The following is a 25,724-nucleotide window of genomic DNA, read 5'->3' on the forward strand; positions in this document are numbered from 1 at the left end:
TTCTTGACTCAAGCATTAATGCAGTACGATCTTCAAAGCTAAGATGATGGTATGACAATTTTATATACTCCATAAACCCTTTAAATTAATTAGGTGGTTTATGTCGCACTTCAAGTTTTACTCTGCCATCATTTCCTTCATAGGATCTATTTCTTACTGCTTTTTCAGAAACTGTCATGTTGCGTAAAGCTATTTTTTGAAACTCTGCATTATCTCCTACCAATCTACTGAGTTCTGCTACTTCTATTAGCTTAAAGTTTTCTTTAACATACGCCAAAAATGTTGAGCAACTTTTACTTAAAATCACTAAATAATCATTAATTTCTATAACTAATATATAAGCATATATACGATCTTCAAAAGTATCATCATCAAGGAAATATACTGGTCTAACTGTAGGAAAGACCTTAATTGATACCGTGTAATCAACTCCTCTATTCGTCCTATTTTTTGCCCTGAATTGATCAATCACAAAATTTGTATTACTTTCCTTATTTTCTGTAGCGAGTTCTAAAATTTTTTCAATTTCTTGATCAGTATTTGGCGAATCACATTTAAAAAAAAGCACATTTTTAGTTAGTTCTAATCTATCTGGCATAGATGCCCCGACTCAATTGAGCAAAATTAACACAAATTAAATTAGTTTATTTCTTACGCAATTTCAATAACTTTAATCTCCCCCAACCCTAAGCCATACATGGCATAAGAAAAAAAGAGAAACTCCCTCCTTTCTTAAAGGAGGGTTGGGGAGGATTCATTTAATAATTAAGCCACATTCCCTTCCAAGAAGTCCTGCGCAAATCGCTGTAACACCCCACCCGCTTCATAAACTGACACTTCTTCTTCGGTATCTAAACGGCAGGTTACTGGCACTTCCAGAATCTGGTTTTTACCATCAGCCGTGGAACGCTCAATCACAAGTGTTAAAGTCGAACGAGGTGCAATATTACCAATCACGCTATAAAGCTCAGTACCATCCAAACCTAGAGTTTTACGGTCTGTGCCCGGCTTAAACTCAAGCGGCAATACACCCATCCCAACCAGGTTAGTTCGGTGAATACGCTCAAAACCTTCTGCCACAATCGCTTCAACACCAGCAAGGCGTACACCTTTAGCCGCCCAGTCACGGCTTGAGCCTTGGCCGTAGTCTTTACCGGCAACAATAATCAGCGGCTGTTTACGATTCATGTAGGTTTCAATCGCTTCCCACATCCGCATTACTTCGCCTTCAGGCTCGACACGCGCTTTGGAACCTTGCTTAATGGTACCGTCAGAACGTACCACCATTTCATTAAACAATTTCGGGTTGGCCAGCGTTGCACGTTGTGCCGTCAAGTGATCACCGCGGTGGGTGGCATAGGAGTTAAAATCTTCCTCAGGCAAGCCCATTTTCGCCAGATATTCACCTGCCGCCGAATCCAGAATAATTGCATTCGATGGTGATAAATGGTCAGTGGTAATGTTATCGCCCAAAATTGCCAGCGGACGCATATTGGCTAATGTACGCGGTGCAGCCAGCGCGCCTTCCCAATATGGTGGACGGCGAATATAAGTACTTTGCGGACGCCAGTCATATAGCGGACTTGCCGCCTGCTCCACTTCGCCCAAGTCAAACATTGGAATATAGACTTTCTGGAACTGCTCAGGCTTCACCGAGGTTTTCACTAATGCATCAATTTCTTCATCCGACGGCCAAATGTCTTTCAGATAAATTGGATTACCGTTCTGGTCGGTGCCCAACGCATCTTTTTCGATGTCAAAACGGATGGTACCGGCAATTGCATAGGCAACCACGAGTGGTGGAGATGCCAGGAAAGCCTGTTTTGCATACGGATGGATACGACCATCGAAGTTACGGTTGCCCGACAGCACCGCAGTCGCATACAGGTCACGGTCAATAATTTCTTGCTGAATCTTTGGATCAAGCGCGCCTGACATCCCGTTACAAGTCGTACATGCATAAGCGACGATGCCAAAACCGAGTTTTTCTAAGTCTTTCAGTACACCCGCTTCTTCCAAATACAGCGCAGCTGCTTTAGACCCCGGTGCAAATGACGATTTCACCCAAGGTTTACGCACAAGACCGAGCTCATTGGCTTTACGTGCCAGCAAACCTGCCGCAACGGTATTACGTGGGTTTGAGGTATTGGTACATGAGGTAATCGCGGCAATGATGATGGCACCATCTGGCATCAAACCATCGGTACGCTGTTCAACAATACCGGCAATGCCTTTTTCTTTTAAGTCACTTGTGGATACACGTGCATGTGGGTTCGACGGCCCTGCAATATTACGGGTTACCGTTGATAAGTCGAAACGCAGCACACGTGGATATTCCGCCTGTGTCATGTCAGATGCCCAAAGCCCAATTTCTTTGGCATAGGTTTCAACCAGTTTGACTTGTTCAGGCTCACGACCGGTCAGGGTTAAATAGTCGATGGTGTTCTGATCAATATAGAACATCGCAGCGGTTGCACCATATTCAGGGGTCATATTGGAGATGGTGGCACGATCACCCACTGACATGCTGTCCGCACCTTCACCAAAGAACTCTAAATAGGCACCGACCACACGCTCTTTACGCAGGAATTCAGTTAACGCCAAGACGATGTCCGTCGCAGTAATGCCCGGCTGACGCTGACCAACCAATTCTACCCCAATAATGTCCGGCAGACGCATCCAAGATGCACGACCCAGCATCACATTTTCAGCTTCAAGACCACCCACACCGACTGAAATCACGCCTAGCGCATCGGTATGCGGGGTATGCGAGTCTGTACCCACGCAGGTATCCGGGAATGCTACGCCATCACGGTTTTGAATTACCGGTGACATTTTTTCCAGGTTAATTTGATGCATGATGCCGTTGCCTGCCGGAATTACATCGACATTTTTAAAGGCTGTTTTGGTCCATTCAATAAAATGGAAACGGTCTTCATTACGACGGTCTTCGACTGCACGGTTTTTCTCAAATGCATCCGGATCAAATCCACCGTATTCCACCGCCAGTGAGTGATCGACAATCAGCTGGGTTGGCACCACCGGATTGACTTTGGATGGATCACCGCCCTGATCGGCAATGGCATCACGCAGACCGGCAAGATCGACCAGTGCCGTTTGCCCCAAAATATCATGACAGACTACACGTGCTGGATACCATGGAAAATCATGCTCCTGCTTGCGTTCAATCAGCTGGCGTAAGGACTGCTCTAAAATGGCTGGATCACAACGACGCACCAACTGCTCGGCCAGCACTTTGGAGGTATAAGGAAGTTTGGCATATGCGCCTGGCTGAATATCTTCAACGGCTTGTCGCACATCATAATATTCTAGCGGGGTGCCTTGCAGCGGTTTACGGTAGTTGTTATTCATAGCGTACCTGCCTTGTTCTGACTTCTTCTTTCAAAGTTTTGTTGTTTAACATTCATGCTGCTTGGCATTGTACGCTGCCCGAAGCCTATTTCCCAAATTTCATATATTTCATAAACTTAAGTTAAAAATAATACATTTTTGAAAAATTTGGTTACATCTAATAGAAAATTCTGGCCAGAAATATGATTTTTTTTGAAAAATAGCGCAAAATTAACCTCATTCTTTAGTATTAGATACGGTTTCGAGATTAGAACATGAGTAATCTGACTTTCTCTGCATTCACTTTAAACGGTGTAGATGCGCAAAAATTCTTACAAGGTCAAGTCACGGTAGATGTCGAAAAACTGCCGCAAACCGAAACCCGTTATACTGCAATTTGTAGCCTGAAAGGCCGTATTCTGTTTGGTTTATGGCTGACCAAACAGAATGCTGAACAGTTTGAAATTGTAGTAACGGCCGATCAAGCTGAAGACTTTGCCAAACACATTAAAAAGTTTGGTGCTTTCTCGAAAATGAAACTGGAAGAAGCCGGTCAGGTTTATCCGGTCGTAAACGGTTTAAGCACCCAGTTCACAAGTACTGAACAGGATATTCAAGCATGGCAATTAAAGGCGCTTGAAAGTGGTCAGGCCTGGATTCAGGCCAGCACCGCGGAACTGTTCCAGCCACAGGAACTGCGCCTGCATCAGCGTGAAGGCATTCATTATGACAAAGGCTGTTATTTGGGTCAGGAAGTGATTGCCCGTTTATGGTTTAAAGCCAAGCCAAAACACTGGCTGCATCTGATTCAAGGTACAGGCGATGCTCCAGCTATCGCCAGCAAACTGAACAATGATGTAGAAGTAGTGAATAGCCTGGCTATTGATAGCGGTTATCAAGCTTTGGTGGTAGCAAAACCGGATGCCTTAGCCGAGATGGATGTAACGGTTCTGGATTTACCTGAAGCTTTAAGCGGTGATGTGGCGCGGCCGCAAAATTAAGCGTGTCACTAGCAGATCTATGAAAAACAGCCCAAGTGACACGTGTAACTTGGGTTGTTTTTTTATCCGTCAAAAAAAACGAGACTGATTTACAAATTGAAGCAATCCTTAAATTCAGGATTTTTTTATTATTGTTCCTACGTGGTTTGAAAAAATTACCGGATTCCGATACATCTATATTTACATTCTTTGATTTCATCTTATGATGATGAGTGACAATTTATTCCCCACACATAAATGGAATTATGTGGTCATTGATACAAGGTTTTATACAACGATGAAAAAACTGATTTTGGCAAGTCTGGTTGCCCTTTCGACACAATTTACCCTCGCCAACAGCAATAACAGTATTCCGACCGATCCGGCTTTCGCCAAAATTGAAGCCATGGTCAAAGCCAACAACCTGAGCGGAGCCTATCAGGAATTAGACAAACTGGCCAAAACCGGTAATCCGCAAGCGATTTATAATCTGGGTTATTTGACCCAAACCGGCCAAGGTACGGCCAAAAATGAAAAGAAAGCCATCGAGCTATATGAGCAGGCCGCGAAAAAAGGCTATCCGGTGGCGAATTATGTACTCGGTAAAAACCATCTGACCGGCACTTTGGGTCTAAAACAGGATACCAATAAAGCCAAACAGTATTTGCAAAAAGCTTCATCACAAGGCTTTCATGATGCCACCATTGATTTAGCGGTGGTGTATTTCTCTGAAAACAAAGCCGATTCAGATAAAAAAGGCCTGCAATTACTGGAACCCCTCATTAAAAAAGGCAACAATCAGGCCATTCATGCCAAAGCCTTATATGACATTAGCCTGGGCTTTAAAAACAAAAATGAAGCACCCATTCAGCAGGGCTTAAAAAGCATTCAGGATTTAGCACAAAAAGGCTATATTCCAGCACTGATGGCGGTTGGCAATATGTTTACCAATGGCAACATCGTGCCGCAAAACCTGCCGGAAGCGAAAAAGATTTTCTCTGCCCTGGCCAAGGAAAATGTCCCGCAAGCCAAAGAATCGCTGGCTGTGGTGGACAAGATGATCGCCGATCAAGCCAAGAATCCACCAAAAGCAGCAGCCAAGAAAAGCTAATGCGGCTGACCGAAAAAAGCCCGATGACCGGGCTTTTTTATTTGGGATACATAAAGATTTAAAGAAAATGCGATGACTGACTTAACCAGAAAGCCACTCCGATTAAACCCAGGACCGTACTCATAATTAAAGGCTGGAGTGCCTGTTCATTCAGGCCATAATTCTGGCCAAAAATCCCAAAGGCCACAGGCATCGGCAATGCCGCCAGCAACGTACCAACAAACAGCATTTCTGAGCTGACATTGGGCAAACTCCACAACAAGGTGAAAATAACCAGCGGCATCAGCAGGACTTTCATCCCGACCAGCAGCACACTTTGCAGATTAACCGAGTGCAGCCGCATTCCGACCAGACTGCCGCCAATCACAAATAAAGCCAACGGCGATGCAGTTTTGCCGAGCATCTCCAGAATCTGATTGATGCTGTCCGGCAGTTTTAAATTAAGCAAGACACAGGCCATCCCGGCAATAATCGACAGAATCACCGGATTTTTTAGCAGACTTTTTAAGGTTTTCAGATATAACGCCGAAAGATGATGGTCTTGCTTTTGCGAACCGGCTTCGGCCAGAAACAGCACCATCGCCACAATAATCAGGTTTTCAATAATTAGAGTTAATGACAGATAAATGGCGGAATGACTGCCAATCAGCAGGGTTAAAATAGCCGTGCCAATAAAACCGGTATTGGACATCGACGCGCCCATCGACAGTACACTGGCATGGGTCAGGCTATGCCGGAAATAGGCTTTATAAATGGCTAGCGCCAGAAAAAACAGGATCAGCGAGCCCAGCCCATAACCAATAAAATAACCGGGATGCCAGATTTCGGCCAGGTCTTTACTGGCCAGGGCAAACAGTAAAAAGGCTGGCAGTGAAACCTTCATCACAAACTGGCTCAGCGCCTGAATATGCGTGGCCGCCAGAAAATTGGTACGTACGCTGCTATAGCCCAGCGCCAGTACTGCCACCAAGGGCAGTAAAATATTCAGCAACAAAAGTGCCTTCCTTCTCTAGAACGAGATCTAAAATGCATCATCCCTGATGCTGCTGTTGCTTATTCCTGAACAGGAAATGGATGGAATAAATCTTTTAAACCATGCGGCTGACAGCGCAAGTATTGCGGCGCGATGGCAATCTGCCCGCCCAGTTCAGCAGCGGCATGCCACGGCCAACGTGGATCATAAAGCATCGCTCGTGCCAGTCCAATGGCATCTGCATACTGATTTTGCAGAATTTCTTCAGCCTGCACCGCTTCGGTAATCAGGCCCACAGAAATCACCGGAATACGATGCACCGCCTGTTTAATGGCATGGGCAAAAGGCACCTGATAGCTTGGCCCGATCTCGATACTCTGCTGGGCATGCAGACCGGCACTGGACACATGAATATAGGCTGCGCCCAACTGTTCCAGCGCTTTGGCCACCCCAACCGTAGACTGGATATTCCAGCCGCCCTGCGCATCCATCCAGTCGGTAGCAGACAGACGCACCCCAATCGGATAACCTTCTGGCACCACTTGTTTCATGGCCTGGAACACTTCCAGGGTTAAACGAATCCGGTTTTCAAAACTGCCTCCATATTCATCATCTCGGACATTGGATAACGGCGACATAAACTGATGCAGCAGATAGCCATGGGCAGCATGGATTTCAATTAAATCAAAGCCGGCATCCACTGCACGCACCGCAGCACTGGCAAAGTCGGCAATCACCTGTTCAATTTCATTCAGACTTAGTGCATGAGGGGCATGATCGGTCGGGTTAAACGGCAAATTACTGGCCGATACGGTTTGCCAGCCCTGGGCATGATCCGGCGCAAACTGGTCCTTGCCCAGCCACGGTTTATCGGTAGATGCCTTACGTCCGGCATGTGCCAGCTGCACCGCAAATGGCATTGGTGACAAAGTTTTGACTTTGGCCAGCAAGGCTTTCATCTGCGCACGCTGCAAATCATTCCATAGGCCTAAATCGGCATAGCTGATCCGCCCTTCTGGCTGTACCGCCGTGGCTTCAATAATACATAAACCGGCACCCGACAAGGCATAGTTAGCCCATTGCTGCTCATGCCAATAGCTGAGCTCGCCTTTATCATTGGCCGAATATTGACACATGGGGGCAATAATAATTCTGTTGTCTAATTCAAGCGTGCCAAAACGGATAGGTTCAAATAATAATCCCATGGGGCGATCCTGCCTTATGATTTTCATGAAAATTATTCTAACCGAGATAGACGGCCGAATTGGCTAAAAGCTGTTTATTTTTACCGCTTTATGTAACCGAATTAAACTGTGGTGTTGATCAAAATACGCTGTGTTTTTGTCAGCCCGATGACAGCCATTTTTTCACAATCGCTCACACTTCAGACGCAGCACGACAAGCCGGTTCAAATAGGCGGCAAAACCATCACTGACCCGGCTGTCCAGACGACTGCTGGTGGTGACCCGTACCTGGTTACTCCAGACAATCGGCAGGTTTAAGCACTGCATCTGCTCGACCAGCTGCACATCTTCATGACAGCTGCTGGCCTGAAAACCACCGGCTTTTAAATAGGCCGCAGCAGAAAAACTGAGATTGGCCCCATGCACATGCCGATGGTCCATTTTATCCTGATAATGGCGCAGATATTTCTGCCGGGCGGCCGCAGATAAAGGCGACCAGTCTTTAATTTCAACCACGCCACAAATCAGTGCTGCCGGCTGATGGGCATATTGTGCAGATAACCACTGCGCATCAACCTGGGTATCGGCATCGGTACAGGCAATCCAGTCAGCACCTTTGGCAATCATGGCGCGCACGCCCAAATCCCGTGCCTTACCAACACAGCGTACTTCACAACACAAGTAGTCGATTCCGGCCTGTTGTACAATTTCAACAGACTGATCATCACAACTGTCCAGCACCACCAGCACCTTTACTTCAGACACAACGGGCGGTAATTGTGCAATGGCCTGCTGAATAGCCGCCAGACAGGCGCCCAGCGTTTCGGCTTCGTTATAGGCAGGCACCACCACCGCCATCCTCATATCAGTCCCTCCCGCGCAGCCACAGATTGTGCATCTTGAGTCCAGAGATCGAGCAGAAAATCCGGATCATTCATCTGCAAATAATGATGCAGTGCCAGTTGTTGCCTTAAACAGGCATGTACCTGATCGCCATTCAGCTCAAAGCCTGCAATCGGGTAACGCCAGTGACAGGCCAGCAGCGTACCGTCTGCACTTAAACACTGCTGCAGCTGCTGCATTAGCTGCACTAATTCGGCCGGACGCAGGTAATAGGCCACTTCACTGAGAATAATCAGATCAAATAGACTATCATTTTCCAGCGCCAGATGGGTTTCAGGGACACGTTGTTGCCGCACCTGCACATGCGCAAACCTCGCCAGACGGGCCTGTGCCAGTTCAACCGCACGACGGTGGGCATCTACACAGATGAGCTGCTGACAACGCGGAGCCAGCAATTCACTGAAGATGCCATTGCTGCAGCCAATTTCCAGGACCCGCTGAAACTGCGCCTGCGGCAAGGCCGCCAGACACAGCTGCCGTTTACGCTGCTCATACCAGCGCTGCTGATAGTGCCAGGGATCATCATTGTCCTGATACAGCTGGTCAAAATAGTCATCCGTGTTCAGTCGCATCAATATAGACCTCGTACGGGATTAAGAGTCGTGAAATGGTTTTTGCCGATAAAATTGGCGGCTGGTGAATAGTGTCATCAGCCTCGATCTGAGTTTTAAAACACTGAATCGCCTGCTGTTTTAAAGCCAGCTGCTGTGCAGTTAAACGGAGTTTTCGTGCCTGCGCCCAGGGAATCCGTGCATCTGCCGGTATGGCCCAATGCCAGGCCCAAATCAGCACCTGATAACAGCGCTGCCGGTGCTGTCTAGCCCAATGCTGCACCACCCGTCCGGTGGCTTCATGATCGGGATGGCCATCTTGAGCGAAGGTGGTCACCAGAATATCCTCAGGCTGCACCCAGTTTTGTAGCTGCTGCAACAGTTCGGATTCAGCCTGCATCACCTGGCCATCTGCAATGTTCAGGGCAATGCGCTGGACCTTATGTTCCAGTCCCAGCACCGCCAAGGCATTCAGACTTTCTTGTGGCCGCAGCACATTCAGCTGCTCAACGCTATAACGTTTTGACCGAGGATGGCTGCCGGTACCATTGGTTACTGCAACCAGCAGCAGTTCACGCCCTGCCGCGGCCAGTTGCTGCATCAGACCCGCACAACCGAGAATTTCATCATCGGGATGTGGCGCGAAAATTAGTACCCGGCCACGCTCAGGAAAGTGCTGCGTCAGATTCAAATCCGGCAGCCCGGTCAGTCCGGACCAATTGAGCCACTGCGCCTGATCGGTACCGCTACCATAGATTTTCCGGTCACCGACTACCGGATCGATCAGAGTTGCCATGTTTGCCCCTCCTGTAGCGATAAGCGGCCAATTGTAGCCAGATCAAAAGCAGCATGACTCTGGCGCAAAAATACCGGCAAGTCGGCAGCCAACCGGGCAAAATGTGCCTGCTCGCAAAAAGGTCGTGCGCCTAGCGCTTTTCCGACCTTTTCCAGTACCAATAGCGCAGTATCCTCAACTTGGGCGCGTAACATCCGGATGATCAGTTCATGGCTGTGTGCCGGCGCTGCATCTATCTGGGCAGCCACATGGGTAAAAAACTGTCGTGTCACGGCCAGTCGGGTACTGACTTCGCCCAAATACAATTCATGATAGGCATGGGTTTTCTGCTGCACATGCTGCTGTAAATATTCAGCCAGACGTACTGTAGCACCATACCAGCAGGCCGCAACACCGGCTGCACCATGCCAGAAGCCCGACCGATTCAGATAATCTCCGGGTTGTGCAATGCGTGTGGCTGGAGTGTGCTGAAAATGAACAGTTGCTGTGGCCGTCTGCTGCATACCGATGGCTTGCCAACTGCTATCATCTACTTGGATTGAAGGCTGCTGCATCTCGACCATCAATAATTGTGACTGGCCATCTGCACCGCGATAAGTCATTAAACCAAAATCCACCGCATATGCCGCCGAGCACCAAGCCTTATAACCGGAACAATAGCCCTGCTCATACTGTACAGGTTGTGGATGGCCTTCCGCGGCCCAGACTGCCCACCAGCCCGCCGGAACGGACTGAATCTGTAGTTCGTTTAAAATACTCAGCGCATCGAAATGTGATTCCAGCCATTTCACCAAAGTTAAATCGGTGGCCGCAACTTTGGCCAGCAGTTGCCAGCGCAGCAGGGTTTGCCCCCTGCCCGGATGAGGAAATTCAGGTGATACTGCCAGCAAACGGCGTAGTGTGGTGACGTAATCTTCGGCGGTAGGCGCTGTCTGCTGTTCAAATTCAGCCAGAATCTGGTCCATAGTGGTTCTATATTCCAAATATATAATTGTTCTCAATCTATCCGGTTGTCATCATTGCCAGCACAGTGACCACAAGCGGGCATGAGTAGCCAAACTTGCAGTCACGGTACGGCGATGTTGATGTTTTTAACTGATGACCCTGTTTAGATTTAGCACGTGGCTGGGCAGATAAATATTGAAAATTGTTAACGTATTAGTGAATCACCGGCGAGACCTGGGCGCGAAGCGGCATCTTGTAGTGATACAGGAAGCTGTTATGGCGCAGATCATTTAAGAAAGTAGTACGCCAGTCGGCAATATCAAATTTTTTCAGACCATCCATTAAGCGACTGTAACGCTGTATCCGCTCTGCTCGCGGCATCTCCAGTGCCTGTTTCAGGGCTCGCGTCATGGCCTCGCGGTCATGTGGATTCACAATTAGTGCATCCGGCATCTGGTCTGCGGCACCGGCTTTATCGGACAGAATCAGCACGCCCGGATTATCGGCATCCTGAGCGGCAATATATTCTTTGGCCACCAAATTCATACCGTCTTTTAAAGAAGTGACCCAGCAAATATCCGACTGGCGGTAAATTTTCATCAGCACTTCATGTGCCAAGGTCTGATGACTGCAATTCACCGGCAACCAGTCTGCTGTAGCATATTGGCTGTTAATGGCGGCAATCTGGTCTTCTAAACGCTGGTACAGGCGCTGATAGGCGGGAATATCCATGCGGCATGGACAGGCAATTTGCAGGTCCACCACCTGCTGGTGATATTCAGGATAAGAAGCCAGGAAATGGGCAAAAGCATCAAAACGTTCTAGCAGCCCTTTGGAATAATCAATCCGGTCAACGCCGATAATAGTTTTTTGTTGGGCCAGGGAGTCAAAATCAAAGATATCTTGGGTGCTCGTTAAGGGCTGAGCGGCCGCGTGCTGGATGAGGTCTGGATTCACCCCAATGGGGTAACTCTTCATCATGGTCAGCTTATTCTGATAACGCAGGATATAAGGATGAATTTCCTCACCACTGAGCATGGTCTGGCAAATGCGCATACATTGCTGCTGATCGCGCTGGGTTTGCAGTCCAACTACATCATATTCACAGAGGTCTTGCAGTAAACGTGATGCCACCGGAATTTCCCGCCACACCGCTTCATGGGCAAAAGGAATATGCAGGAAAAAACCAATCTTGTTATGCATGCCTAACTGGCGGCAATGCCGGGCGATACTGAAAAAATGATAGTCATGCACCCAGATCACATCATCCGGCTCAGCAATCGCCTGTAGCTGTTCGGCAAACATGCGATTGACTTCCTGATAAGTCAGATATTCGTCTGTGGAGTATTCAATTAAATCGCTGCGATCATGCATGGCCGGCCACAAGGCATTGTTGGCAAAGCCACAGTAATATTGCTGGTACTGCTGTTCAGTTAAGGGGCTGGTCAGATATTCCACACCCTGATGCTGCACCGAGTCGAATTTCAGCTGGGAAAATTGCTCGACTCTTTCACCATTCCAGCCCACCCAGACCCCGCCAATATCATGCAGTGCATCTTGCATGGCCACCGCCAGACCACCTGCGGCTTTTTTTTCAGGATTCGGTAAACTGACCCGATTGGATAACACGATTAGCTTTGACATTTTTACCCTCACATCCTCTTTTGATGGTCATTGCTCCTGTTTCGCAATGTATTTTTATTAAATGCAGCAACTCCGCCACGGCTTGGGTATTGGCCAGCCGATAGTGGGCCTGTGTCTCGCCTTCACCGACTTTAATACTCAAACCCTGATGCTGATTGACCACAGCAAATCCATCTTCATCCGTCACATCATCACCAATAAAAATGGGAAAAGTGCTGTTTTCTGGCATTGCTTCCAGTAAGCGACTAATTGCAAAACCTTTACTCGCTTGCTGAGGCAAAAGCTCGACCACACACTTGCCCTGCTTGAGCTTAAGTTGAGGATAACGCACTTGCAGCACCGCCATAATCTGCTGTGCAACCGGCGCAAGCTCTGGATATTCCCGGTAGTGCAGGGCTACCGAAAACTGCTTATCCTCAATACGTAAATTCGGGTAGGCGCGACAGGCCTGACTCAGGTCTGCCCGGAGCTGCTTATAATTAATATGACTTAAATCAAGTTGTAATTTCTTTGTACTATTCCACCAAATTTGTAATCCATGTAACTCAGCAATCGGCAGCGGTAACTGCTGTAACAGCTGTCTGGCCATCTCAATGGAACGGCCAGTAACCACACTCACCGGAATCCCCAACTGCAATAATTCGGCCAGGGTGTTTAAAGTCGAGGTGGGAATAAAACTGTGCTGCGGGTCAAGCTGAAAATCGGCCAGAGTGCCGTCTAAATCGAGAAACAGACTTAATTGACGTTGCTGCTGCTGACAGATCTCGATGATGTGTTGCGGCGTATGCATATTGCTCCTCATCTGGATAACTCATTTTTGTTTTGCCCTATCTTGGCGTTTTTTTATGGGCGGCATGTGATTTTCAACATTAATGATGTGCAGGCTTACATTTTTTTACCTGGACGCTGAATCGCTTTTATTTTTCTGTGAATGTTCAGTTTGAGCCGCAAGACTGATCCGGCTGCGCGGTACGGCAATTCACTTTATAATGCAGCCTTGCCCTGTCTTGTATTTTTCAAGATTCAACCCGATATTAGCTGCATCCTCATGCCGAAGCCTGTCCATGCCTGAATTACCTGAAGTTGAAACCACCAAAACCAGTTTATTACCGCTGCTAGAACAGCGTGTGCACGCCGTGCAGGTACGCCAGTCCAGCTTACGCTGGCCAATTCCAGACGATCTACACAAACTGGTCGGGCAAAAACTACTGAACCTGACCCGTCGCTCCAAATATATTCTGGCCCAGTTTGAACAGGACAGCATGCTGTGGCATCTGGGCATGTCCGGCAGCTTCCGCCTATGTGAGCCCGAGGCCGAACTGCGCAAACATGACCATCTGATTATCCAGTTTGATGATATTCAGCTGCGCTACCACGACCCGCGCCGTTTTGGCTGTATTCTCTGGCTAGATGAAAACTCGCAAAGCAAACTGATCGATACGCTCGGGCCTGAACCTTTAAGTGATGCTTTCAATGCTCACTATCTGGCCGATAAACTGAAAAACAAAAATGTCGGCATTAAAATTGCAATCATGGATAACCATGTGGTGGTGGGCGTGGGCAATATTTACGCCACAGAAAGTCTGTTTAATCTGGGCATTCACCCGGCACAACCGGCGTCGAGCTTAAGTCTGGAACAGATTGAGCAGCTGACCCTGGAGATCAAGCGGATTTTAAAACAGGCCATTGATTTGGGTGGATCGACCTTACGCGACTATAGCAATGCCATGGGTGAAAATGGCTATTTTCAGCAAACCCTGCTGGCCTATGGTCGTGCCGGTGAAATGTGTGTCAACTGTGAAACCACACTGGAAAACCTCAAGCTTGGTCAGCGCGCCTCAGTGTTTTGCCCGGAGTGCCAACCGCTGAAGAAAGTCAAACTGGCTCATCCTAAAGCCAGCAAGCCGAAACATACAGCGAGGTAATACCCATGAAAACGGCCATCGTCCGTCATATTCTGGTAAAAGATAAAGATACTGCCGAGCAGCTGAAAAAGAAGCTGCAAGCAGGTGCAGACTTTGCCAAAATTGCCAAACAGTATTCCACCTGCAACTCAGCCAAACGTGGCGGCGAACTCGGTGAAGTGAAAAAAGGCCAACTGGTCCCAGTGATTGATAAACTGGTCTTTACGGCTGCTGAACGGGTGTTGCATGGTCCGGTCAAAAGCCAGTTTGGTTTTCATTTGGTGGAAATTAAATTCCGGATGGATTTTTAATCCCCCCTAAATCCCCCTTTGGTAAAGGGGGGTCTTCTCCTCTCTGAGCCAGTTTAAAGCAAAGCTTTAAATGAAGCGCAAGAAGGGAGGTTGGGAGGGATTCTATAAAAAAACGGCGCCTTTGCGCCGTTTTCTTTTGCTTTCAATTACGCCTGCGGACGTTTTTTCAATTCGTCACGAATTTCACGCAGTAATTCGATATCTTCTGGAGTTGCTGCCGGTTCTGGCTCTGCTTCCTGCTTACGGCGCATTTTGTTCATCAGTTTCACCAACCAGAACACCACCCAGGCCAATAACAGGAAGTTAATGAAGATGGTCAGGAAATTACCATAATGGAAAATGTTCAGACCGGCTTCCTGGGCAGCAGCCAAGGTTTGGACATTGTTCGGGTTATCACCCAGAATCAGGAATTTATTGGTGAAATCGACATCACCACCTAAAATCCATGAAATCAGCGGCATGATCACATCTTTTACCAGTGAATCAATAATCTTACCGAATGCACCACCAATGATGACACCGACTGCCAGGTCCATCATGTTGCCTTTAATGGCAAACTCTCTAAATTCTTTTAAAATGCTCATATGCGCTCCAGAATATATCTTTATTTATGTGATGAAGTATACATAATTACTAGGATTTGATTTCTGCTTAATGTACGCTTTTTTCAATTATTTCCAAGTAGTTTTAGAACATTTAATACAAAAAAAACCGCCAAGTGGACCTGGCGGTTTCTTTTTTCTTCTTAATTTTAAAAATTAAGATTTGTTACGCTTACGTTCGTTTTCAGTCAGGTAACGCTTACGGATACGGATTGACTTCGGCGTTACTTCAACCAGCTCATCATCTTCAATGAATTCAAGTGCTTGTTCAAGTGTGAATTCAATTGCAGGAACCAGAGTTAACGCATCATCCGTACCAGATGCACGTACGTTGGTTAACTGTTTCGCTTTGGTTGGGTTCACCACCATATCGTCTGAACGAGAGTTAATACCCACGATCATACCTTCGTAAACTTCCAATTGAGGTTTAGCAAATAGACGACCACGGTCTTGCAAGCTGAACAGTGCATAGCCCAAGCAAGTCCCTTGAACCATAGAAATCAGTACACCGTTTTGACGTTTTGCTACAGAACCCTGTTTCATTGGACCGTAGTGCGAGAAGCTAGAGGTCATGATACCGGTACCAGACGTCATGGTCATGAATTCAGAACGGAAACCAATCAGGCCGCGTGAAGGAACAGTTGCTTCAATACGGATACGGCCTTTACCGTCCACTTCCATATTGGTCATCTCACCTTTACGGTTACCCATTTGTTCCATCACAGCGCCTTGGTGCTGTTCTTCAACGTCAAAAGTCACGTTTTCGTATGGTTCTTGCATTTCGCCATCAATCTCTTTCAAGATCACTTGCGGACGAGATACACCCATCTCGAAACCTTCACGACGCATGTTTTCAATCAGAACTGACAGGTGAAGTTCACCACGGCCAGACACTTTGAAACGGTCAGGACTGTCAGTATCTTCAACGCGCAGTGCAACGTTGTGAATCAATTCGCGGTCTAGACGTTCACGGATGTTACGTGAAGTCACAAACTTACCTTCTTTACCCGCGAACGGCGAGTTGTTGACCTGGAATGTCATCGACACGGTTGGTTCGTCTACAGAAAGCGGTGGTAACGCTTCAACATTTTTCGGATCACAGATGGTGTCAGAAATATGCAGCTCGTCCATACCGGTTACACATACGATGTCACCCGCAGATGCAGAATCTACATCAATACGCTCTAAACCGTGGTAACCCATGATTTTTAAGATACGGCCGTTACGTGTTTTACCATCTTTGTCGATGACAGTTACAGGTGTGTTCAGTTTTACAGAACCACGCTGGATACGACCAACACCGATTACACCCACGAAGCTGTTATAGTCCAGTGAAGACACTTGCATCTGGAATGGACCATCAACGTCAACTGCTGGTGGTTCAACGATGTCTACGATGGTTTCAAACAACGGTGTCATATCTTCAGCCAGTTCTTCTGGAGATGGACCAGCAACACCACGTAAACCAGACGCATATACCACCGGGAAGTCTAGCTGCTCGTCAGTACCACCCAGGTTGTCGAACAAATCGAATACCTGGTCAATCACCCAGTCAGGACGCGCGTTTGGCTTGTCGACCTTATTGATGATCACGATTGGCTTCAAACCACGTGCGAACGCTTTTTGCGTTACGAAACGGGTTTGTGGCATTGGACCTTCTTGTGAGTCAACCAGAAGAAGTACGCAATCCACCATCGACATGACACGTTCAACTTCACCACCGAAGTCGGCGTGTCCCGGGGTATCCACGATGTTGATACGGTATTCAGTATCGGTACGTTTATCTAACCATTTGATTGCAGTGTTTTTTGCAAGAATGGTAATACCACGTTCACTTTCAATAGCGCCTGAATCCATGACACGCTCAATCTCGCCCGCTCGTTCACCGAGAGCACCTGATTGTTGTAAAAGTTTATCTACAAGAGTGGTTTTACCGTGGTCAACGTGCGCGATAATCGCGATGTTGCGGAGAGTTTTAATATCTGACATGTAAATTCGATACGCTTTAAATTTGAGGGCAAATTATACAGAAAAATACTCTCATTTAGTAGTGACACTTTATTGACAATCGAACTTTTTTCGACAGAAGCGACGATTTAAAGTTTGTAAAGACGTGTAACTCGATTAGAATACCGCCACCTAGCCTAATTTGCTTTTGACTTATGTCTGAATTTAATTCATCTCCTGATCAAAAACCGCAACTGGATTTGGTCTATGGTCTGAATGACCGTCCTAAACCATTTATTGCTTTTCTTGCTGCCTTCCAACACTTATTGGCCATTATTGTCCCGATTGTGACACCAGGTCTGTTGATCTGTCTGGCCTTGGGTGTTTCCAAAGAAGACACCAACATGATTTTATCGATGTCTTTGGTGATTTCGGGGATTGCAACCTTCCTGCAAGCTAAAAAAGTAGGTCCTTTTGGTGCCGGACTGTTAATTGTTCAGGGCACCAGCTTTAACTTTATTGGCCCAATCATCGGGATTGGTTCTGCAATGGTCGCAGCAGGTACACCAGTTGAGTCGGTTATGGCTGCTATTTTTGGTGTGGTGATTGCCGGTTCATTTATCGAGATGGGTGTTTCACAAATTCTGCCATGGGTTAAAAAACTGATTACCCCGCTGGTGACCGGGATTGTGGTCCTGCTGATTGGTTTAACCTTAATTAAAGAAGGTTTAATCAGTATGGGCGGTGGCTATCAGGCCATGTCGGACAAGACTTTCGCCAATGCCGATAACCTGATCATGTCTTGTACCGTTTTAGCGTTAATCATTATCCTGAACCGGATTAATGTGACCTGGATTAAAAGCTCCGCCATCCTGATTGCCCTGATCGTGGGTTATATTGTGGCTGGTTTTATGGGTCATCTGGACTTCTCTGGTCTGCAGGAAGCGCCACTGGTACAAGTGCCAACTCCAATGCACTTTGGTCTGGAATTCTCCTGGAGCCTGTTCATTCCAATGGCCTTTATTTACCTGGTCACGTCTTTAGAAGCGATTGGTGACATCACTGCAACCTCAAAACTGTCGAACCAGCCTGTGGATGGTCCAAAATGGATGCAGCGTATTAAAGGTGGTGTGCTGGTCAATGGTGCTAACTCATTCCTGGCCGGTATCTTTAACACCTTCCCAAGTTCGGTATTTGCACAAAACAACGGTGTGATTCAGTTAACCGGTGTGGCTAGCCGTTATGTCGGAATCTGGATTGCCGCGATGCTGGTGATTTTAGGCCTATTACCTGCTGTTGCGGGCGTGATTCAGGCTGTGCCTCAAGCCGTTCTGGGTGGTGCTGTCATGGTCATGTTTGGTGCGGTAGCCGCATCGGGAATTAACATTTTATCGGGTATTCATCTGGACCGTCGTGCCCTGCTGATCATTGCCATTTCTCTGGCACTGGGTTTAGGCGTTGCACAAGTGCCACAAATTCTGGAACATCTGCCAGAATTATTCCGTAATATCTTTAGCTCAGGTGTTGCGACTGGCGGTATTGCAGCACTGATTCTGAATATTGTATTACCTGAAACCAAGAAGTAATTTCATGTCCAGAAAACACTGTCTGAGCCGGACTTGGACAGTGTTTTTCTATTGGAGAGCGACTCATGGATGCTAAAAGCGAAGTGCTATTACGACAATATGATTATTTATCAGGTCGTGTGTTACTGATCAATGCGCCTACAGACCAGCTGTTCGCTGAATTCGGTGAATCGGTCCAGCCTTTTTTCTGGACATGGAATTTTAACGATTACCACTATTTCCAGAACCAGACTGCCCCCGTTCATTTTGGTGCCGACTTTCCAGAAGGCGAATTTGATCAGGCGGTTATTTTTGTGCCGAAATCTAAAGAACTGCTGAATTATGTGCTGCACAATGTTGCCGCCCATCTGCAAACCGGCAGCAGTGTTTTTCTGGTCGGTGAGAAAAAAGGCGGCGTCGAACGTGCGGCCAAACAGCTACAGCCTTATGGTAAAGCCTTAAAACTCGACAGTGCCCGTCATTGCCAACTCTGGCAATTAACACTAGACTGCAGCGTCGAGAAAAAAGCACTGGCCGACTGGGCGCAGCGTTATACTGTAGCGACGCCGAAAGGCGATCTACAGATTTGTGCCCTGCCAGGTGTGTTCAGCCAGAACCGGCTTGATATCGGTACAGCGGTCTTCCTGCCTTATTTATGCCAGGTGCCATCGGGTAAAATTGCCGATTTTGGTTGTGGCGCCGGCATTATCAGTGCCTATCTGGCCAAGCTGAATCCAGATAACCGTATCTTCGCGCTGGATGTAGATGCTTTTGCACTCGCTTCAACCCAAATGACTTTTGAGCACAACCAGCTCAATCCGCAGCAGCTTGAAATTAAAGCCGTCAGTGGCATTGAAGATGCGCCGCTGTTTTTACATGCCATTGTCAGCAATCCGCCTTTTCATCAGGGGATTCAGACCGACTATGATGCCAGCGAAAAACTGTGCAAAACTGCGCGCCGCCACCTGAAATCGGGTGGTGAACTGTGGATTGTGGCCAACCGCTTTTTAAATTATCCCCTGTTGATTGAACAGAGTTTTGGCCAGTGTACGGTCAAGGCAGATCAACAAGGTTTTAAAGTGCTGTTCGCGAGCACTCAAAAAAATGTTAAGGAAGTATGATGAGCGAAACTCAACACAGCCGACAGCTGCAGCGTAAGCTCGGTGCTCGCCACTTAAATATGATCGCCATTGGCGGATCGATCGGGACCGGTTTATTCCTGGCCTCCGGTGCGACCATTGCCAATGCTGGTCCGGGTGGTGCATTACTGGCCTATGCCCTGATTGGCGTCATGATCTATTTCTTGATGACCAGCTTGGGCGAATTGGCGACCCACAATCCGACCTCAGGTGCATTCTTTACCTATGGCAGCAAATATGTCGAAGGTGGTTTTGGTTTCGCGCTAGGCTGGAACTACTGGTATAACTGGGCCATTACCGTGGCATTTGAACTGGTTGCGGTACAGTTCATCATGAAGTTCTGGTTCCCGGATATTCCCGGTTTCTACTGGAGTGCCCTGTTCCTGACCGTGGTGTTTGCGATTAATGCCCTGACAGTCAAAGGCTTTGGTGAGTCCGAGTTCTTCTTCTCTTTAGTCAAAGTGCTTGCGATTATCATCTTTATTATTATTGGTCTGGTCATGATCGCCAAGATCATGATGACCCCGGATGTTGCAACTTTTGGTAACTGGAGCCAAGGTGAAGCACCCTTTGTCGGTGGTTTATCAGCCCTGATTGGTGTGGCGATGATTGCCGGTTTCTCCTTCCAGGGCACAGAAATGGTCGGCGTGGCTGCAGGTGAATCCAAAGATCCACAGAAAACTATTCCGATTGCAATCAAACAGATTTTCTGGCGTATCCTGTTGTTCTATATCGTGTGTATTTTCATTATCGGCACCCTGATTGCTTATGATGATCCACGATTACTCCAGGCCGCTGCAACAGATGATGTGGCACTGTCACCGTTTACCTTACTGTATGAACAGGCCGGTTTTGCCTTTGCAGCCAGCGTCATGAATGCAGTCATTCTAACTGCGATTCTGTCTGCGGGTAACTCAGGCATGTATTCCTCTACGCGTATGCTGTTTGATATGGCACGTAAAGGTAGTGCACCAAAAGCCTTTGCCCGTCTTGATCCACGCGGCGTACCAATGAATGCGCTGTATGCCACTACAGCCATTGCTGCATTATGTTTCTTGACCACCTTTATTGGTGAAGAACAGGTCTTTAACTGGCTACTAAATATGTCAGGCATGTGTGGCTTTATTGTCTGGCTGGGTATTGCAGTTTCTCACTACCGTTTCCGCAAAGGCTATCTTGCTCAGGGTTATAAACTTGAAGATCTGGCGTATCGCGCCAAGTTCTTCCCATTCGCACCGTGGTTTGCCTTCACTTTATGTGCGATTGTGGTCTTGGGCCAGAACTATCAGGCGGTACTTGATGGTGAGTGGCTGGCTGTGCTTTCCACCTATATCGGGATTTTATTGTTCCTGGCCATCTGGTTAGGCTATAAATGGAAATACAAAACCAAGCTGATTCCTTATCAGCAGATGGATGTGCAGCCGATGAAGATCGACCGTGAATAATTGATTCAGCTTTCTTTAAAAGCACTCAACAAAAAAGCAGTCCAAGTGACTGCTTTTTTTATGATCTCGATAAATGTGGCTTAGCTATAACGCATCACAAAATTTCGGTCATCAATCACAATGGCCTGACGGCAAATGCCCTCTGCCTGACGCTGCTGCTCGAAAACCTGTGCTGGCATTGCATCAAAGCTGTCAAAGAAACAGACCTCTTCTGCATCCATCGAATAGATTAAGGAATGATTCCCCACACCTTCTAGTGTGTCATAGAACACTATCACAAAGCGGCCCTGATCAACACATGTCTGCAAAGCGCTATAGCTGAGTGCCGGCTGTAGCGGAATCTGTAATTGCTGCGCTTCCTGATAACACAACACTTCCGTCGGGTGCTGGTGCGGATCAGGATCGGTATGAAAGCTCACCTCAAGACCTAGCTTTTTCAGCCCAACCGCTAGCGCAATTCCGAAAGTGCCATCTTCATTATTATGCCGGCACAGCTGGACCAGATCGGCAATTTCCAGATCAATCCCATAGTGCTGAAAAATCTTCCAAATAGCAAAAATACCACCATTGGCTTCAAGTTGAAGGAGTTGATCCGGAATTTCTGTGCTCATAATCCATCTTACCCAGACTGCGGGATTTCTAAGGCAATAAAATTCCATTATAAAAAAAAACGACTCCGAAGAGTCGTTTTTTCTAAGGTCTACTCAAATTATTGAGCAGCTGCTTCTGGTTGTACAGTAACTGTACGGCTACCAGTGATTGTCGCGAATACACGACGGTTCATAGCACGACCTTCTTTGGTGTTGTTGTCAGCAATCGGTTGATCCCAAGCGAAACCTTGAGTTGACAGACGAGCTGGGTCAACATTGTATTCGTTTACAAGTGAAGATTTCACAGAGTTCGCACGAGCTAAAGATAAACGTTCGTTCAGTGCACGTGGACCAGTGTTGTCTGTGTGACCTTCGATACGCGCTGTTGCGTTTGGATATTCAACCAGTTTTTCAGCAACTTTAGCGATTTCTGGCTTGTATTGATCTTTGATGTTTGATTTGTTGGTATCAAAGAATACGCGAAGTTCCATGTTCAGGTCTTCAGTCAACTCTTGTGGAGCTGGTTGAACTGGAGCAACTGGCTCAACTGGAGCAACTTCTACTACAGGAGCAGCTGGCTTCAAGTGACCGCCAAGAACTACGTTAAGACCAGCTAAAGCTGTGTAGTCCCAGAATTTCTCATCGAAGTTATATGTTGAACGTGCTTCTGTACGAAGAGATAAAGCATCGTTTAAGCGCCAGAATGCACCCACACCAGCATTACCGATAGTACCTTCGTTTTCACCAGCCCAATCAGCATCACCACCAGTTGCTTTATATTTGTAGTGACCCGCACCTAGAAGTACATATGGCTTCACTTTGCTGTCATAGTTTTTGGTAATTAAGTCAGAAGTTGCATAGAAGTTACCAGCTAATTGCTGCTTCTTATATTCAGCGCCTTCACCAGCACCATCTACATCACCTTTAACTTGGCTATATTCAGCTTCGAAACCTAACCAAGGAGTAAGTTCAACACCAAGTGCTGCACCAACAAATAAATCGTCCTGTAATTCTGGACCATCTGTTAGCTTGTCGTTGTTGTGTTTAGTATCAATAAAGTTGTAACCAAGCATTAATGGGGTAACAGTTACGCCCGCGTTTGCAGCAGCTAAAGGAGCAGCTACGAGCATTGCTAATGCAATACGACTCATTTTCATGGATTTATCCTCCAGAGATAACAAATTGTTGTTCAAGCTCAAGCCTAAAGTTTTGGCTATCCTGAGATAGGCTTTTTACCCCAGTTTTCTTTTTAAGCTAGTCACTTTGAATCATACAAACACTTTATTCTTTTTCCAAGTGCTTGATAATTTTAATCAAGTAAATTATTGACAAAATTACTTACAATTTCCGTTGTAATTCGGTAAATTTTTACTCAATTTTTTGTTGTGGATAGCTTATTGTCACTTCCACTTTCACTTTATTTTAGCAGCTTTATAGAAAGATGCGTAAAAATAATGACAACCTAGAAAAATATTACAAAACAATATTTTGTATTACAGAAACACAATAAAAATATAAAAATTATAGGTCTACTTAGTATGTACCCGATCAAATCTCACACTTCAGGCTTTAGTCTGTTTGAACTCATTGTGGTGGTAGCAATCATTGGCATCATCAGTGCGATTGCTTTGCCTCATTTTCAGCAATATCTGGCCCAGCAAGAAGCCAAGCGCATCCGTTATTTACTGCAATATAGTATTAACCTGGCCAAATCCCAAGCCCTCACCTATCGCGCCAATATTGTAATTTGCCCCAGTGCCGATCTGCAGCAATGTCAGAATAATCAATGGAACAATGGCTTTATTATTTTTATCGATCATAACCGCAACCGAAGCCTCGACTCTGGCGAATCCATTGTCTTAACCGAAAAGACCCGCCTGAAATACGGTAACCTGGAATGGAAAGGTGCCCTGTCTCTGCCCAGCCTCAGATTTAACGCCCAGCAGGGCTTGCCTTTAGGCTCCAATGGCAGTTTTTATTATTGTTCAGGTTTTACCCCCAATCAGCGTATTTTCCTCAGTAATCGTGGTTTTCTACGCATAGAATTTCCCAATAGCTGCTAAAACTTATGCGTCTAAAGATGTATGAAAATTACGCTTTATTCTGTGGATTTTTCCCCTATACTGCTAGGGCTTAAGCTCAAAATAAATATTGAATTGATTAGAAACAGATTGGAGATACAACGATGACGGATATCGTAATTGTTAATGGTGCACGGACAGCAATGGGTGGTTTTCAGGGTAGTCTTGCCAGTTTAACCGCACCCGACTTAGGTGCAGCCACCATTCAAGCCGCTATTTCTCGTGCTGGCTTACAACCGACCGATATCGAAGAAGTCATTATGGGCTGTGTTTTACCGGCCGGCTTAAAACAGGGTCCTGCACGTCAAGCCATGCGTAAGGCAGGCTTACCGGATTCAACCGGTGCTGTAACCATTAACAAATTGTGTGGTTCAGGCATGAAAGCGGTCATGCAAGCCGCAGATATGATTAAAGCCGGTTCAGCAACTTACGTGGTTGCAGGTGGTATGGAATCAATGACCAATGCGCCGTACATTCTGCCAAAAGCACGCGGCGGTTTCCGTATGGGCCATGGTGAAGTCAAAGACCATATGTTCCTAGATGGCCTTGAAGATGCAGAAACCGGCCGTTTAATGGGTTCTTTTGCACAGGACATGGCCAATACCAAAGGTTATACCCGCGAGCAAATGGATGACTTTGCTATTCGTTCATTAAAACGTGCACAAACTGCAGTGAATGAAGGTTATTTTACCGATGAAATCGTGCCTGTAACGGTGTCTACCCGTAAAGGCGATGTCGTGGTCGATAAAGATGAACAACCATTCAACGCCAATATTGAAAAAATTCCAACACTACGCCCAGCGTTTGCTAAAGATGGCACCATTACTGCGGCCAATGCCAGCTCTATTTCGGATGGTGCATCTGCACTTGTATTAACCTCAGCAGACAACGCTGCAGCAAAAGGTTTACAACCGCTAGCCAAGCTGATTGCCTATGCTTCGAATTCACAGCATCCATCTGAATTTACCATTGCGCCAGTCGGTGCAATTCAAAAAGTTCTGGATAAAACCGGCTGGACGGTTGCAGATGTGGATCTGTGGGAAATCAATGAAGCTTTTGCCATGGTGACCATGTGTCCAATGGACGAGTTCAAACTGGACCCAGAAAAAGTCAACATCAATGGCGGTGCCTGTGCACTTGGTCACCCAGTTGGTTCGACCGGTTCACGTATTATTTTAACCCTAATTCATGCCCTAAAACGTACCGGTGGCAAGCGTGGTATCGCCGCCCTATGTATCGGTGGCGGTGAAGCAACTGCTGTGGCGATTGAGTTGCTTTAATTGAAAGTCTCCCTTTCTTAAAGGGGAGACTTAGAGGGATTCAATCAATCATTCCCAATCCTCTCCTACAAGGAGAGGGCCAGGGAGAGATCTACCCTCTCTCTAACTCTCTCCCAAAGGGAGAGAGAACTACTAGGAAGGAAAATAAAAAGCCTCCACTTGGAGATAATGCCAGTCAGTTAAGCAAATATTAGAAAAATGTAGTAAAAATGAGTGTATGTAAATACGCTCATTTTTTTATGTCTTTATCTGAACATTTAGAATCCACTCTTGAACATGCTCTCCCATCACTCAACCATTTTTGTGAACTTATTGACTTAAATTGGATTGAAACATCTCTGCATCAAACAGGTAAGGCATCGATCAGAAGGAGAAAATTACCTGCTGAGCACGTGGTTTGGCTTGTTCTTGGGCTTGCCTTG

24 protein-coding genes are annotated in these 25,724 nt (G+C 46.6%); 10 read left to right on the top strand and 14 right to left on the bottom strand.

What is annotated here, in order from left to right; translation table 11 throughout:
• Positions 1 to 85: 85 nt before the first annotated feature.
• Complete coding sequence (locus tag FTU54_RS12505; protein ID WP_180074813.1) at positions 86 to 598, bottom strand: hypothetical protein; 513 nt, start codon at positions 596 to 598, stop codon at positions 86 to 88.
• Between the two features lie 167 nt (positions 599 to 765).
• Positions 766 to 3,372, bottom strand: coding sequence for a Fe/S-dependent 2-methylisocitrate dehydratase AcnD (gene acnD, locus FTU54_RS12510; RefSeq protein ID WP_127800825.1), 2,607 nt, complete (start codon positions 3,370 to 3,372; stop codon positions 766 to 768).
• Between the two features lie 254 nt (positions 3,373 to 3,626).
• On the opposite strand from acnD, the gene FTU54_RS12515 reads away from it, so the two are divergent.
• Positions 3,627 to 4,352: a folate-binding protein YgfZ gene (locus FTU54_RS12515; RefSeq protein ID WP_163146089.1), complete on the top strand. Its 726-nt coding sequence runs from the start codon at positions 3,627 to 3,629 to the stop codon at positions 4,350 to 4,352.
• 277 nt (positions 4,353 to 4,629) lie between these two features.
• Positions 4,630 to 5,442, top strand: coding sequence for a tetratricopeptide repeat protein (locus tag FTU54_RS12520; RefSeq protein WP_005175859.1), 813 nt, complete (start codon positions 4,630 to 4,632; stop codon positions 5,440 to 5,442).
• 58 nt (positions 5,443 to 5,500) lie between these two features.
• Here FTU54_RS12520 and FTU54_RS12525 read toward each other — a convergent pair whose 3' ends face one another.
• From FTU54_RS12525 to otsB, 8 genes are all read right to left on the bottom strand, one after another.
• Positions 5,501 to 6,436, bottom strand: coding sequence for an AEC family transporter (locus tag FTU54_RS12525; RefSeq protein ID WP_180047213.1), 936 nt, complete (start codon positions 6,434 to 6,436; stop codon positions 5,501 to 5,503).
• Between the two features lie 59 nt (positions 6,437 to 6,495).
• A complete protein-coding gene (locus tag FTU54_RS12530; protein WP_180047215.1) occupies positions 6,496 to 7,620 on the bottom strand; it encodes an NADH:flavin oxidoreductase/NADH oxidase in 1,125 nt (374 codons plus the stop codon).
• Positions 7,621 to 7,782: 162 nt separating this feature from the next.
• A complete protein-coding gene (locus FTU54_RS12535; RefSeq protein WP_180047217.1) occupies positions 7,783 to 8,463 on the bottom strand; it encodes a glycosyltransferase family 2 protein in 681 nt (226 codons plus the stop codon).
• Positions 8,460 to 9,074, bottom strand: coding sequence for an SAM-dependent methyltransferase (locus tag FTU54_RS12540; RefSeq protein WP_180047219.1), 615 nt, complete (start codon positions 9,072 to 9,074; stop codon positions 8,460 to 8,462). Before FTU54_RS12540 ends, FTU54_RS12535 begins: the two co-directional genes overlap by 4 nt.
• Positions 9,055 to 9,849 carry a PIG-L deacetylase family protein gene (locus tag FTU54_RS12545; RefSeq protein WP_005175842.1) on the bottom strand — a complete coding sequence of 265 codons (795 nt, stop codon included), beginning with the start codon at positions 9,847 to 9,849 and terminating at the stop codon, positions 9,055 to 9,057. The genes FTU54_RS12540 and FTU54_RS12545 overlap by 20 nt, the downstream gene beginning before the upstream one ends.
• Positions 9,837 to 10,814 carry an acyl-CoA dehydrogenase gene (locus FTU54_RS12550; protein WP_180047221.1) on the bottom strand — a complete coding sequence of 326 codons (978 nt, stop codon included), beginning with the start codon at positions 10,812 to 10,814 and terminating at the stop codon, positions 9,837 to 9,839. Before FTU54_RS12550 ends, FTU54_RS12545 begins: the two co-directional genes overlap by 13 nt.
• Before the next feature lie 193 nt (positions 10,815 to 11,007).
• Positions 11,008 to 12,438 (bottom strand): trehalose-6-phosphate synthase, encoded by a 1,431-nt coding sequence (locus FTU54_RS12555; RefSeq protein WP_127800811.1) that lies wholly within the window; start codon positions 12,436 to 12,438, stop codon positions 11,008 to 11,010.
• Positions 12,389 to 13,228, bottom strand: coding sequence for a trehalose-phosphatase (gene otsB / locus FTU54_RS12560; protein ID WP_005175835.1), 840 nt, complete (start codon positions 13,226 to 13,228; stop codon positions 12,389 to 12,391). The genes FTU54_RS12555 and otsB overlap by 50 nt, the downstream gene beginning before the upstream one ends.
• A 274-nt stretch (positions 13,229 to 13,502) precedes the next feature.
• On the opposite strand from otsB, the gene mutM reads away from it, so the two are divergent.
• Positions 13,503 to 14,363: a bifunctional DNA-formamidopyrimidine glycosylase/DNA-(apurinic or apyrimidinic site) lyase gene (gene mutM, locus FTU54_RS12565; protein ID WP_168384080.1), complete on the top strand. Its 861-nt coding sequence runs from the start codon at positions 13,503 to 13,505 to the stop codon at positions 14,361 to 14,363.
• 5 nt (positions 14,364 to 14,368) lie between these two features.
• Positions 14,369 to 14,653, top strand: a complete 285-nt coding sequence (locus FTU54_RS12570; RefSeq protein ID WP_005175832.1) for a peptidylprolyl isomerase — start codon at positions 14,369 to 14,371, stop codon at positions 14,651 to 14,653.
• 146 nt (positions 14,654 to 14,799) lie between these two features.
• Here the strand turns inward: FTU54_RS12570 and mscL are convergent, their stop codons facing one another.
• Both mscL and typA read right to left on the bottom strand, forming a co-directional pair.
• The gene (mscL, locus tag FTU54_RS12575) at positions 14,800 to 15,237 is read right to left on the bottom strand and encodes a large conductance mechanosensitive channel protein MscL (protein ID WP_005175830.1); all 438 of its coding nucleotides are present in this window, start codon (positions 15,235 to 15,237) and stop codon (positions 14,800 to 14,802) included.
• 174 nt (positions 15,238 to 15,411) lie between these two features.
• On the bottom strand, positions 15,412 to 17,244 hold the full coding sequence (gene typA, locus FTU54_RS12580; RefSeq protein ID WP_005175828.1) for a translational GTPase TypA: 1,833 nt from the start codon (positions 17,242 to 17,244) through the stop codon (positions 15,412 to 15,414).
• Between the two features lie 173 nt (positions 17,245 to 17,417).
• Here typA and FTU54_RS12585 point away from each other — a divergent pair, with 173 nt between their 5' ends.
• The 3 genes from FTU54_RS12585 to FTU54_RS12595 all read left to right on the top strand — a co-directional run bounded on the left by FTU54_RS12585 (position 17,418) and on the right by FTU54_RS12595 (position 21,351).
• A complete protein-coding gene (locus FTU54_RS12585) occupies positions 17,418 to 18,788 on the top strand; it encodes a uracil-xanthine permease family protein (RefSeq protein WP_005175824.1) in 1,371 nt (456 codons plus the stop codon).
• 65 nt (positions 18,789 to 18,853) lie between these two features.
• On the top strand, positions 18,854 to 19,888 hold the full coding sequence (locus tag FTU54_RS12590; protein ID WP_180047223.1) for a class I SAM-dependent methyltransferase: 1,035 nt from the start codon (positions 18,854 to 18,856) through the stop codon (positions 19,886 to 19,888).
• On the top strand, positions 19,888 to 21,351 hold the full coding sequence (locus FTU54_RS12595; RefSeq protein ID WP_005175817.1) for an amino acid permease: 1,464 nt from the start codon (positions 19,888 to 19,890) through the stop codon (positions 21,349 to 21,351). Before FTU54_RS12590 ends, FTU54_RS12595 begins: the two co-directional genes overlap by 1 nt.
• Before the next feature lie 80 nt (positions 21,352 to 21,431).
• On the opposite strand, the gene FTU54_RS12600 is transcribed toward FTU54_RS12595, so the two are convergent.
• Complete coding sequence (locus FTU54_RS12600) at positions 21,432 to 21,962, bottom strand: hypothetical protein (RefSeq protein ID WP_045794979.1); 531 nt, start codon at positions 21,960 to 21,962, stop codon at positions 21,432 to 21,434.
• Between the two features lie 98 nt (positions 21,963 to 22,060).
• On the bottom strand, positions 22,061 to 23,098 hold the full coding sequence (gene omp38, locus FTU54_RS12605; protein WP_168383424.1) for an outer membrane protein Omp38: 1,038 nt from the start codon (positions 23,096 to 23,098) through the stop codon (positions 22,061 to 22,063).
• 381 nt (positions 23,099 to 23,479) lie between these two features.
• Here omp38 and FTU54_RS12610 point away from each other — a divergent pair, with 381 nt between their 5' ends.
• From FTU54_RS12610 to FTU54_RS12620, 3 genes are all read left to right on the top strand, one after another.
• Positions 23,480 to 24,004: a GspH/FimT family protein gene (locus tag FTU54_RS12610; protein WP_180047224.1), complete on the top strand. Its 525-nt coding sequence runs from the start codon at positions 23,480 to 23,482 to the stop codon at positions 24,002 to 24,004.
• A gap of 122 nt (positions 24,005 to 24,126) precedes the next feature.
• Complete coding sequence (locus tag FTU54_RS12615; protein WP_104470652.1) at positions 24,127 to 25,302, top strand: acetyl-CoA C-acyltransferase; 1,176 nt, start codon at positions 24,127 to 24,129, stop codon at positions 25,300 to 25,302.
• 239 nt (positions 25,303 to 25,541) lie between these two features.
• Positions 25,542 to 25,724: transposase domain-containing protein (locus FTU54_RS12620; protein ID WP_180047028.1), on the top strand; the 183-nt coding region annotated here is incomplete at its 3' end.

Source organism: Acinetobacter sp. YH12116 (assembly GCF_013418895.1).
Classification (GTDB): Bacteria; Pseudomonadota; Gammaproteobacteria; order Pseudomonadales; family Moraxellaceae; genus Acinetobacter; species Acinetobacter indicus.